The following is a 16293-nucleotide window of genomic DNA, read 5'->3' as shown; positions in this document are numbered from 1 at the left end:
CAGGAAAATCTTGGGAAAGCGAGTCGTGAGACGAGCCGATAGTTATGCGAGAACAGGAGATGAGAAAAAGCGAAGGCTACGCTGTAATGGCGTAGATATTGGTTTAAACGTTACCAAGCACGAAAGTGAGCAGACGTCTCATTGGTCTTTAATCGCGAGAGAATTTGGAGAACCGATAGAAGGAAGAAAAGCAAATGACGGCAATGGAAACTCCAAAAGCTGGTGCATCTTCAGCATATGGTAAAGACTGGGATAGCATTGATTGGCAACCAGTTATCGCCCATGTATATCGGCTGCAAATGCGTATCGCGAAAGCTTATCGGGAAGGAAAGAAAGGCAAAGTACACTCTTTGCAACGACTTCTGACCCATTCGTATTACGCTAAGTTATTAGCTGTAAAACGAATTGTCCAAAATCAAGGAGCAAAAACGCCAGGTATCGATGGGGTTGTCTGGAAAACATCCAGACAAAAGATACAAGCAGCAAGGTCGCTCAAGCGTAGAGGGTATAAAACTCAACCGTTAAGGCGTATCTATATTCCTAAGAAACAAAATAGCAAACTTCGTCCGTTATCAATTCCAACAATGGGGTGCCGAGCCCAGCAGGCGCTTCACCTGCTTTCGCTTGAACCAATTGCAGAAATGGTAGCAGACAAGAATGCTTACGGTTTCAGACCTCTACGATCAACTGCAGATGCGATCGCCCGGTGTTTTGACGCACTGGCTCGAAAGGATGCCGCGGAATATATCTTGGAGGGGGATATAAAAAGTTGCTTCGATAGTATTTCAGGACCATGGTTACAGGATAATGTGCCTATGGATAAGGGGATGCTGAAGAAGTGGCTCGCTGCCGGTTACATAGAAAAAGGACGATTTTATCCTACAGAAAATGGTACACCTCAGGGCGGGATAATCTCGCCAGCACTTTTAGTCGTTGCGCTAAGTGGCCTAGAATCAGCTGTTAAGGCCGTCTCTAGGAGACAAGATAAAGTCAACGTCTGTATCTACTGTGATGACTTTATCATTACGGGTGCAACACGAGAAGTGCTAGAAACAAAGGTTAAACCAGCTGTGGAAGCCTTCTTACAGGAAAGAGGTTTATATCTGTCTGAAGAGAAGACGAGGATCGTCCATATCAATGAAGGATTTGATTTTCTAGGAATGAATATCCGTAAATATAAAGGTAAGTGTATCATTAAACCGGCTAAAAGCAACGTTAAACGATTCCTTACTGAAATCCGAGAGATCACAAAAAGCCGCGCAACAGCTAAAACGGAAGAGATTATTCAACGCTTGAATCGAAAGATTAGAGGTTGGGGAAATTACTACCGCCATGTTTGTTCAAAGCAAACCTTCAACTATGTAGACGCTCATATCTTCTTCGCTCTATGGAGATGGTCCAAAAGACGACATCCGAATAAGGGTAGAAGATGGATCAGAGATAAGTATTTTCTCCGATACCAACAGAGAAACTGGGTGTTTTCCGTTAAAACTAAAGGTAAGAATGGAAATCAAACTTATCTAAGGTTGTTGGAAGCGAGCAAGATTCCTATACAGCGACATATCAAAATAAGAGCTGAAGCAACTCCCTATGATCCGATTTACCAAGAATATCTTGGTAATCGATTAGTAAAGCGTAAGGGTAATCAACCTAAACGCACAAAATGGAGTTTATTATGGGAAAACTTGTTAAAGATACAGGACAGAAAAGCTGGGTCATCAAGGAATGGCTTTATAAAGGCTTGAGCCTCGTGGACAGAAATGCCCATGCGGGGTTCTTAGGAGAGTTGGGCTCAGCAATGGGCCCTGCTTATCCGGCGTCAAGCCGCCAAGGGTAGTGAACAATCACAGTTCTTATCCATTTTTGGGTACCAGCGTCTGAAAGAATGCCTAATCTCATTATTAAGAGTCTTGGTTCGAACTTGGAGGAGCAAATGAGCCCCTTTTTGTGTCCACCTCATTTGCTGCTTTTTAGTCATTCTTCTACTAATAATCTCATTAACGGTTGATTCCGCTAGAGCTGATGAGACTGCTTCTCCATGATGGTAGCGTTCGCTATAGTTTGGAATGAAAGAACTATTCAAATTAATATATTCGTAAAATTCACTAACAACTCGGCAAAGCTTATGTTTTTTATGCTCTTTATCTTCAGAAAAAGCATCTAGATCAAAACTTAAGGATTCTAGAATATCTAAGGCTTGAAAAGTGTTCCCATGCCAAAGAAACCATTTTGCTCTGTCTAAATTGTTCTCGAAATCTGAATATCCTTTCCCCATTACGCCTTTTGCCATTTGTTTTAGAACGGTTATTCGCATAGTTACATGGAACCAATCTAAAACATGCTCGGAACGGGGGCTTAAGTAAAGGGGAAGATCACGAACTGTGTCTCCTCCATCTGTTATAAATGTAATATCTTGGTTCATTTGTAGACCTTGATTTTGCAGCATTTCATAAAGTTTGCGTTTTGGTTTTGTTTCATAATTTGTGACATAACCAAATCTTTTGGACTCATGACCTTCTTGCATGCTTTTACCAACAATGACTTCGAACCATCCTGCCTTGCAGTTCTTTCCTTCTCTAGCATGAACATATCCCCCGTCCAAACTAACAGTGATTGGTGTATCAGGCCTTGATAATTGATTCCATTCTCGCTGGCAGCCTTCAATGAACATAGGTTTTTCTTCTTGTAATTCTTCCTCTAGGCGAGTCGATATTTTTTGGAGGTTATAAAAGACAGAAGAAGAATATGTTTCTAAAGGTAGCACTTCTTCTAAAAGTTTGACTGTCATCCCGTATGACATCAGTGATGCCCATTTCGTTTCTAAATAACTCAGTTCAGGAGAAAGACGTTCTGTTAGAATATGAGCTAAAGGACTAAAACTAGACGGCCCCTGAGATTGGCATTTACAGGTAAATAGCCTTGGGCTTTTAAGGCAAATCTTACCAAAAAGAGTTCTATAAACTAAAGGATGGTACCCCTTAATAGAGAGTATTGTGCCACAACATGAGCAAAAACGGTTATGAGAGACAAAATCTGTTATTTGATGGTCTATCATCTTTTTTTGAATTTCAGAGGTAATTGCCTTGGTCTCTTGTAGAGTTAATCCTAAAGTTTCAGCTGTTAATTCTTCTCTTTCAAGGCAGGCTATATCTTCAGTTGAGCTTCGATCTTCACTATCAATGATAAATTGGATTCTAATCTTCATCTTGGATCTCCTCCAGTGTTAATTGATTATTGCTTGGGTTGTTGAAATAACGCTGTAGTTGCCGATTAATTTTTTTGCGGTCAAATTTATGGCGGCTTGCCCAGTATTGAAGGTTTTTCAAGGTTTCTTTAAAAGAAGCATGATCTTTTTCTACTTCATACTCTTCTAGTGCTTCCAAGATTTTTTCTTCAATTTTCCAAACAGCATAATAGTCTATCAATTCCATGAAAGCCCTAGGGCCGCCGCAGTCTTCAGGAGGGCTAGCATAATTACCATCAATGCAAAGTGGATATGTTTTTTTGCAATCAAGTAAAACCTTTTTTTCAAGGCGGATTTCATGTTCCCAATAATCGAAGAAGTTATATTCATAGCTAAATTTCTCATTAATTCGGAATTGGAAATCCTGCAAATAAACCTTTCTGGTATTATCTGGAAAAATGATTCCTCCGTCATAAGAAAGACCATATTGTTTTCCCCAAATATTAAATTGATGGAGATGTGTATCACTCCATTCCATGGTAATTTGGATAGCATAATGAAGGTCTGCAAGGCTGCTATTGCTACTCACTAGAATTCGTCTCCAAATCATAGGACTGATCCCTTTAAGAAAAAATCTAAATTGATAAACTTCTATAGGAGACTGTGAGTTCATTGATAAGAGCTCCTTCTTAAGTTCGCAAAAATTGAGACTTTTGCAATGACAATCTGGAGTTAGGAAAGTACTGAACCTTTCTTATTGCAAAAATCATATGCAAAAGTAAAATGTTTTGCTATATGTTTTGCAAAGAAAATTTCTCCTAAGAGGGTTTTATGAAAACTGGATATGCTCGCGTTTCTACTGATGATCAAGATTTAACTTTTCAACTTCAAGTTTTGACGGAAGCTGGATGTAAAAAAATCTATCAAGAAAAGGTTTCAGGAGCTCATACGAAAAGGCCTGAGTTAGAAAAGATGCTTGAGCAGTTACGAGAAGATGACACTATTATTGTATGGCGCTTAGATCGATTAGCCCGCTCAACAAGGAAATTACTTGAAATTGCTGATAAATTCCGTAACGCTGGAGCTCATTTCCGTTCACTGTGCGAGCCATGGGCTGATACAACCTCTCATGCAGGTCGTATGGTAATGACAGTATTTGCTGGTATTGCTGAATTTGAAAGAGAACTGATTAAAGAGCGCACAAGTACTGGACGCCATTTGGCGAAGAAGAGAGGAGTTAAGTTTGGTCGTCCATCTAAGCTTAATCAAGAACAAAAAAATCTGATAAAACGCCTGCTTTCAGAAGGTGAATCTATTAAAAACATTGCTAAAACGATGAATACCCACCCCTCAACCATCTATAGAAACCTGGAAATCTAATAAAAATTCTTGACCCCCAACTTTTGAATGGTCTCCCATGGATAAATATTTAGAAAGGGTTGGTTATGAATTTTGTTAATAAAAAAGCATTACTGGAAAAATTAAAAACGCATGTTTCCACCTGGCAGCAACAACAGTTGTTATTTTCTTATGATATTAAAGGGGAGGGAAGGTTATCAGATGCAACGTTAAGGCTGCATCAAAGGCAAACGGGCTTTTCTTTAACCGTATCAATGCACTTCTTAGAGGAGGCTTTGCAGGTAACTAATTTCACCCTGCAAGAAGATGATCGGTTAGAGGATCAATGCCAGCCTCTCTATGATGCTGCTCTCATTGAATTGATGATCCAAAGCTTAATGCTTCTCTTCTTTTGTGCACAGAGTCTTCATAAAAACGAGATGTGTTTTATCTTATCAAATGAAGGAACCTTTCATTTTGATCTATTAAAAAGCTTATTTTCTTCAGTGCAACCTTGTCTGACGCGGCAGGGAAAATGCCAGATATTAACCTTGTCGCTTTGGCCGTCGGAAGCTGATCAATTTTGTTATTCTTTAGAGCACATTAAAATTCAACTTCAGCATCAATTGTGGCGTTATCAAAAATCTGATTCCTTAGTAAGGCGTTACTTACAAAATGCTGATCGCCAAGCAGTGGATGTATTCAACACACATGGGAAAAACAATCCTAGGGAAACTGAATTCTCTGAAAAGAATGTCATCTCTTTTTCATCAGCTTTGAAAAGGAGAGCCGCTCTATAAAAATCTAATTCATTTTCTTCCATCAAATTTTATGTATTAAGAACGCGAAAAGGAATTCGTCACATGCCTCAATCTAAAACAGTACCCATAGAGGTTCATATGGGCCTGCAATTAAAGAAACGCCGCGAAGAGTTAAAACTGACTCAGCGGGATTTAGCTAAATTGATGAAAGTGACCCCGCAACTGCTGTCTAAATATGAAACTGGCCTAGCTAAAATATTGCCCGACCGCCTGTATGATCTGCCCAAAATCTTGTCCTGCTGCCTAAATGAGAGCTAGGGCTTCTTCAGCTTATTGTCCTCATTATACCTTGAGAAAAAAGGATTAGAATTTTGAGAAACCGTTTAAATAAAGAAACCCAATATAATATCGAAGCGATCGTCGAGGCATTTTATCTTTTTGGAACATCCACTGCCTTAGCAAAAGCACTCAACGTTACTCTTGGGACGGTCCATAGTTGGCTAAACCATAAATCAGTTCCAAAACCAGAAAATTGCCTTAAAATTGAAAAGGTTACCAAAGGGAAAGTTAAAGCTAGAGATATTCGTCCCAACTATGATTGGGACAAAATATCCAAAGGTTAAGCTATATCATAGCTCGATCTCGTTTCTCTTGCTTAAGAGCCTTACACTGCCCATAAATATTACACCTATCAAGGAGCTAATTCTTCATGTAAAAAGTAAAGGATAGAGTTATGAAAATAACTGGATCTTCAGATAATCCATTTGCCTATTCAAAGCGGACACAGCACTATTTTTATCCTATAATAAAAAACAAGTAAGTTCCCCCATTGCTTATGGTGGTTTCTTAGGCGTAGTGGTGCCTTTTATTAAAGGGTAATGCTAGGTGAAGAAGAAAAAAAGCAGAAATCGAACGATCAATAAGCGGTTCTCTTTGCCGTCCGTCATCTTTTATGTCCTTATTTCTGCTGAAGTCGGCTATAATGTTCCTTACTTTTATGCGGCTCATTTTGAACTGCCCACCCTTATTCAAGAAAAGCCTCAAGATCTAATGGGTTGCTTCACACCGAACCGATTATGCCAACAAAGTCTCCTCATTGCCCTTAAAATTGCTAAACAATCCATCTACCTCCAGGCTTATTCGTTCACCGATAAAGACATAACGGCTGCCTTAATTGACGCGAAAAAAAGAGGGGTCGATGTGCAAGTTATCTTAGACAAATCCAATAAAACAGATAAACATTCTAAGGCAAGCTTATTAGCCAAAAACGGCATTAATATTCATATTGATAGCCCGCCCGGTATTGCCCTAACAAAGTTATAATTCTTGACCAGGAGACGGTCGTGAATGGTTATATTGGTAATCAAGCTTAATTATTAAACTTAAGCAAAAGCTTCTCATTTCTCAATTTTTTCTTTAATGTTTTTGAATTATAATACTATCATGGGCCGGTTCTAAACTGTTGCACTTCATATTTGAATCTGGCAAGTACTAAAATTTTTAACATAAACAAAGAAATCAAGCGGTTATTCAGCAAATAATAGCTATTTCTTAAAACCTTATAAAATAATTACCCTATACAGTATAGGGTAATTACAGAGACTTACACAAAGAATTTACACTTGTTTAAGGATTAAGATAAGATACATCTCTCGCTATCTCTTCGCTTTTTTAGTTTGAGTAGATGGTTACGAATCTTGGTAGGAGCTTGTGAATGAGTAATAATGTAATTATAAGTATTATCGATGGTATCCTGGGTATTTAAATAAAAACTGGGGTGGTCTAAATGGCACTCAAGCTCTTGTGAAGTTTGTATAATCATTGCTTTTCTTGCCATATAACTGATTTTGTCAGGATATATGATGGAAGATAAGAAATCTACAATCTCTTTTATATCTCCTCTACCTTGATTAACAAGTGTGAGGGTTAAGCCTTGAAATATGGGGTTGTGAACACTACCAATATCCAGATAATCTTCAAGGTTTATATCCCCCTTTTTAAGCAGGTGGTGTACTATAGAAGCGCAATTAAATACTAATCCTGGATTCTCGTTTATATCCCTTATGCGACTAATAAATTCATTATTTTGTAGATAAGGGGTTAATCTCTCTCTAGTTAAATGAGTGCCGAATGCAAACCATGTTAAGGTTTGGCTTGTTAGCCTGTTCCACTCATCTTCGAGTTGGCTAATATTAGTTACTATTATTTTATACTCTGCATCTTCTGAACGCCCCTCAGACTCTTGATCATCTTTGTATGTTAGGTTACGCTGTGCTGTTGCTATTAAGCATCCTATACCTTCTAAATCAAAACGATTTTCCCTAGATGGCCACAGACTGATATAAGAATGAGAGGTTGCGAGTGATACATGACCATAATGTTCGCCTGCATTTAAAGCTGAATGCCACACTCTAATAGTTACTTCCTCAAACCCAGAAGTACCCTCTTCCATAGCAGCAGTAAAAGCTGAGAAAGGTAATAATATCAAAAAAGTAAACATAAAAGATAAATAATTCATTTTTTCTTCCTTAAAATTAAATTATATTTTATATAAAGTGATAAAAATTAAATCTCATAAAGGAGAATATATTTTCTTTTTTAACAAAAATTTTCTCCTCACAAATCTAGGATAATTTGCTTTACACGGTTACCAACATTTGAATATCTATCTATTTCTTTCTGCCATTCTCTTTGTTCAGCGTCCTCAAGCAGCTGCAATTCAATCTGATACTTTTCTTCTAATCTTGGAAGAGGAGATGTTGTAGTAACAAATTATGACAGAAATAGCACGCATCGGCAAAATCGCCCATAGACTCTCGGCTATGATAGAAAGGTAATCCCCCCTAAAAAAAGCAGTGTTTTAAAGTAGAAAATCCCATACAAAGAAAAAGGAGATTTTACAATGAAACAAAGCCGACACAGTGATAGCCAAATTATGGAAATTTTGAAACAGGCTGAGGCTGGGATATCTGTGCCTAACTTATGTCGTGAGCATGGAATGAGCCAAGCAACGTTCTATAAATGGCGAGCAAAATATGGCGGAATGGATACTTCCATGATTTCCCGACTGAAAGAATTAGAGGTTGAAAATCAACGCTTAAAAAAGATGTATGCTGAAGCCCAATTAAGATCAGAAATCATCCAGGAGGCGTTAAGAAAAAAGTTTTAAAGCCATCTCAGCGCTGTGAGATGGCCAAACAAAGCATAGCAGACCATAATATTAGTATTCGCCTGGCCTGCCAGATATTCCAGATCAGTGAAACTTGCTTTCGCTATCAGCCCTTGCATAGGGACGAGAATGCCTTAATTGCTGAGTGGCTTGTTAAAATAACGAGCACATGGCGAAATTGGGGCTTCGGTCTGTGCTTTTTATACTTACGCAATGTGAAAGGGTTTAAGTGGAATCACAAGCGGGTCTACCGCATTTATAAAGAACTGGAGCTGAATTTAAGGATCAAGCCTAAGAAACGCTTGGTTCGTGATCACCCCGAGAAACTTGAAGTCCCTAAAGTGATTAATGAAGTATGGTCAATGGATTTCATGCATGATCAGCTTGGCGATCAACGTCGTTATCGTCTATTTAATGTCATTGATGACTATAACTGAGAAGGGTTAGGTATAGAGGTTGATTTATCCTTACCTTGTGAACGGGTAATAAGGTCGTTAGATCAAATCATTGAATGGCGAGGCAAACCCCAGGTATTAAGATGTGATAATGGCCCTGAGTACATTAGTCACAAACTAAAGAAATGGGCATCCAAGCATGGAATAACTTTGGCCTATATTCAGCCTGGAAACCCCCAGCAAAATGCTTATATTGAAAGGTTTAATAGAACCGTCAGGTATGATTGGCTTAACCAGGAAATATTTGACAGTATTGATCAGGTTCAAGAAAAAGCAACAACTTGGTTATGGCATTATAATAATGAAAGGCCTAAATGGCCTTAGGCGGGATAACGCCTATACAAAAGCTGCAGGGAGCAGCTTTAAACAATTCTACTTTTAACTCCTTTTATTTTTGGGAGGATTACCTTGCAAAGAGAGAATTGGAAAAGCAACGCCGCCGTAAACTCAGTTACGACACTGAGCTGACCGGGCTGAAAATCATTCAGCCTTATGAGGGCTTGAGCCGTGTGCCATGAAAGTGGCCCGCACGGTTCTTAGAGGCGGGACTAGCAGTAATGTTAGTCCTGTACTCGACAACCTTAGTCTTTCTCTTTTCCTTTTATCGAATGTGGGGGCAAGGTTTCTTCACTTGGTTCAAGTTGCTCGTTGGAATAGCCTTCCATCAGAAGTAATAATTCCTCTCTTTCATCTATAAGAGCAGATAAATCATTTAAGGCTTTCTGATAAGCTTCGTTATCAAGCTCCTGTGCAACTAGCCACTCTAAATATGCTTTCATTTGTTCTGGAGTCTTTCGATCTTTCATGTGAAAAAATTGCCCGTTTAAGTATCTATTTAGGATCTCTATACTTAGAAAGATTTCCTGCAAATCTTCTCTTAATCTGGCATAAACTGGCCTTTGAATGCGTTCAAGCACCCTTCCTTCTCCAATCTGCATCTTTGGTTCTTCTTGCTGATTATTAGGATCGGCAGAGGCTGTAGAAGTTGGAGCTAATATTAAGTTCCGGGATAAATCAGTCTGCCTTTGCTTATATCGAGAGATAAAACGGGTTTGGTATTTTTGCAAATCTTCGTTTGACATATTCTGGAATGTCATATCTCTCTTTGGTAGTTTGTCATCTTCTCCAAAGGGATGGAAGTTTTGGATCTTGCGGAGTACATCAGGGGACTTAGCATAAAATTCTGCTCGCTTTTCATCACTCATCCATGGTTCATGTAAAACCTGAAAGTATTTATGCTTCTCACTAACAGCTGCTATCATTTCTAAAAACCTAAGCCGCCTCTTATCAGTCCAATACCAACCATAATGACCACTATATTCGTCACTTCTAAATAAAGCTTCTCCTATCTTTTTAAAGTTTCCACCACATGGCCGCTGAATGTTTGCGCGATCTCTAATATAACAATGGCCAGCATTTTCCTTTGCATTTTTTTCTTCAATTGACACTTTCATAATATGAAGACGTAAGGTAGCAACATCGAAAACATATTCATAAGACTGTCCTTCTTTAAGGTTCAAAAGGTAATTTAAACCGGATACCCAGGGGCTTACTTCAAATGTTGTTGTCTTACGGCTTCCTAATCCAGCCAATCTCCTATTTGAATTATATAAGCTTAACGGAGCTCCATCATTAAAAGAAACTTCCCTAAAAGATTGGTAAGACCTATTTAAAAACCATAAAGTATATCTTGTAGATCTGTTTCTAACGTTAGCTAAGTAAATTGATATGTTTATATCGAAATCCATATCCCAGGAGTAGTCAGCACTACGATATCTGAGAAATTCTAGCTCTTTGTTTCTTTTTGACTTATTTTTAACCTTTTTATATTGGGAGGGATTTATTAGTTTCATATATTTCTGTGGATTTCTCAAAGCTTGTAGATATCTATCTGCTTCCCTTAAAAGAATTAATTGTGCCCTCAAACGATCTACAGAGGTAGGTATTTCAATCTCATCCTGCGCAGTTACAAAATAGTTAGAAAAAATTGAAAGAAACCGGCTATCGCCTTCAGCTGGATGATTGTAATAACTTAATATGGGTAAAAGAAATTCTCTCACTGTTCTTATGTCGTTAAATATTAATGGAGAGAAGATATATTGCCGAGATATATACTTTTTTATGATACCTAAGATCGCTCTCACCAACTGTTGGTCTTGTTCTATTAACCAACTCTCAAATTCTTCATAAGATTGGCTATTAACTCCTTTATTTATTTTAGAGCTTAATATACTTTCTATCTTGTTTTTTACTTTCTCTAATATGTCCAGATAACGTGTAAAGATAGGGGCTTCCCTTAGATCCTGAATAAAAGCTTTAGCTTCCTTTGCTTTTAAATTGTTCTCTTTCTCTCTTAAAATTAAGATCGTTTCTTCTAATTTGCATAGTTTGAAATCTATTTCTTCTAATATTCTCTCGAGAATTTTAGCTTTTTCTTCGTCTTCAAGTTCTTTCTCGCGAGATGGCATCAGTAAGCAGGCAGGTATCTCCTCGTCCTTCACAATAATGAAATTAGTGCTATCAACAAATGAGCTATCATAGTAAATCTTGATATTCTTTTCTTTTAAGTCTTGTAAGTTCTCAAGGTCATGTTTAAGTTCAGCAAGTTCTAGATCGAGATCAAATAATTCTTTCCCCATAGCTGATAAAACTTTTAGTTTCCCCCCTGTCCCTTCATCATCATTAAACTCACTTTCTTTCTTTTCTAAAAATGCCTTCTTTTCCTTAATAGTTTCCTCTAATCGAGCTATCCAGTTTTCTTTCAATTTTATTTTTGATAAGACAACGCCCTTATTAGCTGATTTCGCGTATAATTTATCCGCCTCTTCTATTTCTCCCTTCTGCTCACATTCTAGTGCTTGCTGGTATATACTCAGCCCTTCTTCTTCAGCCCCATCCCTTGTTAAATTTTCAGGCAGTTCATGCGGAGCGATTGTAGAGGAGCTGGAGTCACTGGAATAGGATTGAGGAAGACGATCAAGGATTTCTTCTCTGTATTCTTGTGGAATACTTGAAAGGATCCTATTAGCCTCTTCCTCATTCTCAGCATTAAAAAGTCGGTCAGTATATTCTTGAAATTTTTTCTCATAATAGTCTGGTGGGGTTAAGGAATCATGACGAGATTTGTTAATTTTAGGGCCACTCTCTTCACTGGCTCCTTTTTTTTCCATAGCGTAACAAGGATAAAGCAATAATAAGAGTACAAAAAATATAGGCATCTACAGTGTTCCTTTTTTATTTTTTCGCTAAAATACAAGAGTTTTAAATTCCTCTTTCTTATAGGCGATCCCCACTTATTTTATTCGACAATTTAGCAGTAAACCTAACTTCTAATTGCTGATTATTAGGCTGCAGAATTTATGCCGAGAGAGAGTGTTCTTGGTTTTATTTATATATATCCCCCGTAGGGGTATTGTCAAACTTCTAAACAGGCGAAATCTTGCTTTTTTATTGCCTCAGCCTCTAGTCGTTTTTAGAGATAGGGGTAGTGGGCCCATTTGTGTCAAAATTTACGGTTATAGCGTACGCTAATATGACATGATTGTTTTCTGGCACTTTTTTTTGTTGCAGTAGAAACTGTTTGAGGTTTGGAATGAAAAATCTTGCATGCTGTTAGACTCAAAACCACAGTTTACGCATTTAATAGTAACTTTTGGTAGATTAGCTAGCTTCTCAAAGTTAAAGTCATTGGTTGCGAAATCAACATAATTTTCCAACTGGAAATCATTTTTGCATTCTGCACAGTCTTGCCATTTTCCTGAGTGGTCCTCTTTGTGATGATATGAGCATAGAGTGTACCTGTCATGGTTTCTGTAACAGCTACTTGTTTTGTATGAGAAGAGCACATACTTATCGGCATCATCGCATATCCAATCGTTACAACAGGGCGTCTTAGTTAAGTTGCCTGTTTCTCCGCAGAGCCCGCAAGCTGGTCGTTTGGGTTTCATAGTTTTATTTCCATTCAGTGTTTATTTGGCTATTTGAAGTATACCTTAAAGTAACGCCAAGTATAAGACGTAGTTTTTTTAAAGTGGCTAAGGAAAAGGAATTTCTGAAAATTGCTTACTAGGGGTGGGTTTTAAGCTTACATTCTCAGCTTCCCAAATATTTTATTAAAGATGTCATAGTGTTAAAATATACCTTCCGTAATTATGTAAATACGGGTTTACGTATATACGGGGTAATTCTTCCAATAATTTTCGGTTAATATTTTCCGTAATTACGGTTTAACGTAATTACGTATACCTGGTTATTTAGCAATTCATTATTAATGTTGAGTATCTAATTTTCCCTTTTTTAGGAAAAACATTCTTAAGAAAAGTCACTTTTAAAATCTTCCTCTTGATTAAAGACCTATCTACAGTGATAACGGTTATACGTTATTACGTATTTGCGGATAATTTTCCAAGAAGCTCTTTTCCTTATTTCTTAAATACTAGACTATACAATATTGGTTTTTGAGAGAGACTTTAAGAGAAGGAAGCGGTACCGTCATATAACCAAATCCTTCTGGATAATGTTGGTCTAGTAATTTTTCTATCACAATTTTTAGAGAATTATTACGACATTATCACAATAATCTTTTCTCGTCTGGATTTTACCACCCCTGCTCTTTACAGAATATGGAGGATATTTTTACGGATTTAATTTATAAAATTTACTATAGAATTTTCACTTTTCTCAACTAATGTTTAAGTTTTTTTTCAGTGTTTTAAAAAACTTGAATAGTGTCAGACATTTGCGATTTTTTAAAGCTTAAAACTGATCTTAACGCTTCACCGTAAAATTCAATCATCATATATAAGATTGCTATATACCATTACATTAAAATAAATATGAATTTAATGTTCCTAAAAAATTAAATAATTTTAAAAATAACAACACTAATTAAATAGCTATTTTCAATAGGATATCTAGAAATTTTATAGCAATATTAAACGTTCGGAATAGCTTATTAATTTTAAATCAGGACAATAAAATCAAATAAGCTGGGAGTAAACTAGATGTCGAGATGCCTTTTTGGAAATTTTAAGTATTACTTGTCCGCCATGCTGATTGTGTGGGCCTCTCCCTGTTTTTCAGTCATTATTGCCGATATAGATATTGTGGATTTTCCTGTTAATCTAGGTAGCCAAAATCCCGATCCTATTCCTTCAGTCGCCTCTACCTCCGTCCAGCTTAATCGCCATATACGGATAGTTTTTTTTGATACAAATTCTCAACAATTTCTAGATGGGCTCGGTAATCCTATAACGGAGGAAAATAAATTATATCAACGGAGTATCACTTATTTTTCTATTCCATCTGATTACCCTTATAGCACTTATGAGAATACTTTAGTGTTTGAAAATTGGTTTAATATAAACTTTTCCTATCAAGATAGTATTTTAGAAGCTACCGTTGATCTAAGCCCCTATAAATTAACGTCAAGTCTTTCTAAGGTAGTGCGATGTAATGGAAAAGTCTTAAGTGCCCCCAGAAGAAGCAAAATAGATATAGACCTCTCTAATATAAAAGACGAAACAAGGCCCTCTCTTACTTCACTATATTATCTATGGCGCTCCGATGATCCTTTTCCTCACCCTCTCAACCCAGATGAAACGAGCAAATTTTTGAATCAATCAGCGGAAAGGACAAAATCGCGCAATCAATTCTTGCAAGCCAACTACTATTTTACTGATTCTTCAAATAGTTCAAACCTCCAACTTTATAAAACAAGCTATTTTGAAAAAAATGAAAAAGGACGTATAGGTGAGTTAGCTGCTGACATAACAATGCAATGGCTTGGTTTTTGTAAAAAGGATGCTAAATATGGTGGCGGAAGCGACAATGGTTTTGATGGAGTTTATGTCAGGCCAGATGCTCTCTTTATTTCGGATTCTAAGTACTATGATACCACCCCAAGCCTTGAAAAGGTTATGCATAAAGATATTTATGCAACTATAAATTCTCGCCTCAGAAATATTGAACGCCAAGGTTCCACTTTACAAAAACAAACAGCAGATTATATAAGAACAGTTTTAAGAAATTACCCAAATACGGTTTATCTTCTTGCCTATGTGGTAATCCCTGATGGTGGGATAAAATCTATGGGGAATGCTCTTAGATTAGTACATCATACCATAAATCCTCTAAATCAATTGGACCCCCTTGGTATACAAATGGAGAGGTTAAGTATTGATGCAAGGGAGGTGTCTCATTCCTTGCCAACTCCCCCCCCTTTCAGCACAAATCCTTTAGAGACCGTATATTCATTATTACAAAAGCTAGGGATTCACAACGAATATCAACTTGTAAAACAGGAAGATATGTGGGAACCCATCTCAGTACAATCCGTTCGATATCCAGCTATAAGTTTAAATGATGATGATAATGAATTTTTTCAGGGAATTATTAACGAGGTAACTTTACAAGGAAAGAAGGAGGAGGCTGAAAGAGCCTTAGGAGAGATTGCTTATGCAGACCATCAAGCAGAGATTATAATCCATCTTCGCCTCATTCTAGGTTATGCATTTAATCCAGCAGACCTTAATTCTTTATCTTCGCTTATAAGAACTCTCTCTTCCCTATTAAACCCTACTAATTATCAAAATGCAGAGATATTGGCTAAGGATATATATGGTACTGAGTATAAGCCTGAATTTTCTATAGAAAATGGAGATTATCTCACTGAACAACTTAGTGTAAAATGCAAATTAGTTATATTTGAAAGTTTTTTAAAATCTCAACATTTCTTAGATTGCACGCAATGGAAAGATGCTATTTTCTTATATCATAAAGTGTATGACAGCTTACGTAGTATAAATATAGACCCTGAAAATATAGAACCATATCTCTCTGAATTTGTGGAAGATTTAAAGCGTTACCATTTACAAGACTTAAATCATCTTTTTAATTGTGTTAAGGCTATATACGATAGTGTCTGCTACGCAGACCTAAAAGGCGAGCATAATTGTGATGATTGGGATCTCTTGGTTAAGGCATTACAACCCCTTCCCTTAACGCAAAGGGATCTTCTTTTGAATTTTACGCAGCAATTTCCGCCGTCCTTTAATTACGGCCCAGCTGATGCTATTAACGATATCCTAGTACCTTTTCTACCCTCAATTGAGCAAGTAGCTGAGCAAGGATTATTTCAGCATACAGATATATTATTAAATAAAGCCTTTAATTTATATTCTGCTCCTGAAGCACAAGAACTATGCCTTGAAATGATTATAAAAGGCGTATTAGAGAGGCGACCTTCCAACCAAATTTTAAAAAATATATCGGAAGAGCTTAGAGGCAAAAAGGCTTATCTACCTGTCCCTCAATCCGGTTTAATTTTACCCAAACCAATGTGGTATGTGGGTTATAATGGAGCTTGAGTTCTTTCATAAGTTTAGA

General features: G+C 37.1%; 12 protein-coding genes and 1 pseudogene. 8 read left to right on the top strand and 5 right to left on the bottom strand.

Annotated features, from left to right (window positions below):
• Positions 1-194: 194 nt before the first annotated feature.
• Positions 195-1745, top strand: a complete 1551-nt coding sequence (ltrA, locus tag ID47_RS07065; protein ID WP_075261577.1) for a group II intron reverse transcriptase/maturase — start codon at positions 195-197, stop codon at positions 1743-1745.
• A gap of 74 nt (positions 1746-1819) precedes the next feature.
• Here ltrA and ID47_RS07060 read toward each other — a convergent pair whose 3' ends face one another.
• The gene (locus ID47_RS07060; RefSeq protein WP_038465160.1) at positions 1820-3205 is read right to left on the bottom strand and encodes an ISKra4 family transposase; all 1386 of its coding nucleotides are present in this window, start codon (positions 3203-3205) and stop codon (positions 1820-1822) included.
• The gene (locus tag ID47_RS11920; RefSeq protein WP_051908733.1) at positions 3195-3857 is read right to left on the bottom strand and encodes a plasmid pRiA4b ORF-3 family protein; all 663 of its coding nucleotides are present in this window, start codon (positions 3855-3857) and stop codon (positions 3195-3197) included. The genes ID47_RS07060 and ID47_RS11920 overlap by 11 nt, the downstream gene beginning before the upstream one ends.
• 158 nt (positions 3858-4015) lie before the next feature.
• Between ID47_RS11920 and ID47_RS07050 the strand changes: the two genes are divergently transcribed.
• The 5 genes from ID47_RS07050 to ID47_RS07030 all read left to right on the top strand — a co-directional run bounded on the left by ID47_RS07050 (position 4016) and on the right by ID47_RS07030 (position 6606).
• A complete protein-coding gene (locus ID47_RS07050) occupies positions 4016-4564 on the top strand; it encodes a recombinase family protein (protein ID WP_038465158.1) in 549 nt (182 codons plus the stop codon).
• Between the two features lie 65 nt (positions 4565-4629).
• The gene (locus ID47_RS07045) at positions 4630-5322 is read left to right on the top strand and encodes a hypothetical protein (protein WP_038465156.1); all 693 of its coding nucleotides are present in this window, start codon (positions 4630-4632) and stop codon (positions 5320-5322) included.
• Positions 5323-5385: 63 nt separating this feature from the next.
• Complete coding sequence (locus tag ID47_RS07040; RefSeq protein WP_038465154.1) at positions 5386-5601, top strand: helix-turn-helix domain-containing protein; 216 nt, start codon at positions 5386-5388, stop codon at positions 5599-5601.
• Positions 5602-5654: 53 nt separating this feature from the next.
• Positions 5655-5906 (top strand): transcriptional regulator, encoded by a 252-nt coding sequence (locus tag ID47_RS07035; protein ID WP_051908732.1) that lies wholly within the window; start codon positions 5655-5657, stop codon positions 5904-5906.
• Positions 5907-6168: 262 nt separating this feature from the next.
• On the top strand, positions 6169-6606 hold the full coding sequence (locus ID47_RS07030) for a phospholipase D-like domain-containing protein (protein ID WP_051908731.1): 438 nt from the start codon (positions 6169-6171) through the stop codon (positions 6604-6606).
• Between the two features lie 310 nt (positions 6607-6916).
• Here the strand turns inward: ID47_RS07030 and ID47_RS07025 are convergent, their stop codons facing one another.
• On the bottom strand, positions 6917-7801 hold the full coding sequence (locus ID47_RS07025; RefSeq protein ID WP_038465152.1) for a hypothetical protein: 885 nt from the start codon (positions 7799-7801) through the stop codon (positions 6917-6919).
• Positions 7802-8185: 384 nt separating this feature from the next.
• On the opposite strand from ID47_RS07025, the pseudogene ID47_RS07015 reads away from it, so the two are divergent.
• Positions 8186-9269: pseudogene (locus ID47_RS07015) on the top strand (IS3 family transposase); the annotation flags it as partial.
• A 219-nt stretch (positions 9270-9488) separates the two neighbouring features.
• On the opposite strand, the gene ID47_RS07005 reads toward ID47_RS07015, so the two are convergent.
• Both ID47_RS07005 and ID47_RS12955 read right to left on the bottom strand, forming a co-directional pair.
• Complete coding sequence (locus tag ID47_RS07005) at positions 9489-12125, bottom strand: V-type ATP synthase subunit I domain-containing protein (RefSeq protein WP_038465147.1); 2637 nt, start codon at positions 12123-12125, stop codon at positions 9489-9491.
• A gap of 446 nt (positions 12126-12571) precedes the next feature.
• Positions 12572-12769, bottom strand: a complete 198-nt coding sequence (locus ID47_RS12955; RefSeq protein ID WP_156956695.1) for a hypothetical protein — start codon at positions 12767-12769, stop codon at positions 12572-12574.
• Between the two features lie 1141 nt (positions 12770-13910).
• Here ID47_RS12955 and ID47_RS06995 point away from each other — a divergent pair.
• Positions 13911-16274, top strand: a complete 2364-nt coding sequence (locus tag ID47_RS06995; protein WP_038465143.1) for a hypothetical protein — start codon at positions 13911-13913, stop codon at positions 16272-16274.
• The last annotated feature ends 19 nt before the right edge of the window (positions 16275-16293 follow it).

This window comes from Candidatus Paracaedibacter acanthamoebae (assembly GCF_000742835.1).
GTDB classification, from domain to species: Bacteria; Pseudomonadota; Alphaproteobacteria; order Paracaedibacterales; family Paracaedibacteraceae; genus Paracaedibacter; species Paracaedibacter acanthamoebae.
This window is presented reverse-complemented; position numbering and strand designations above follow the sequence as displayed.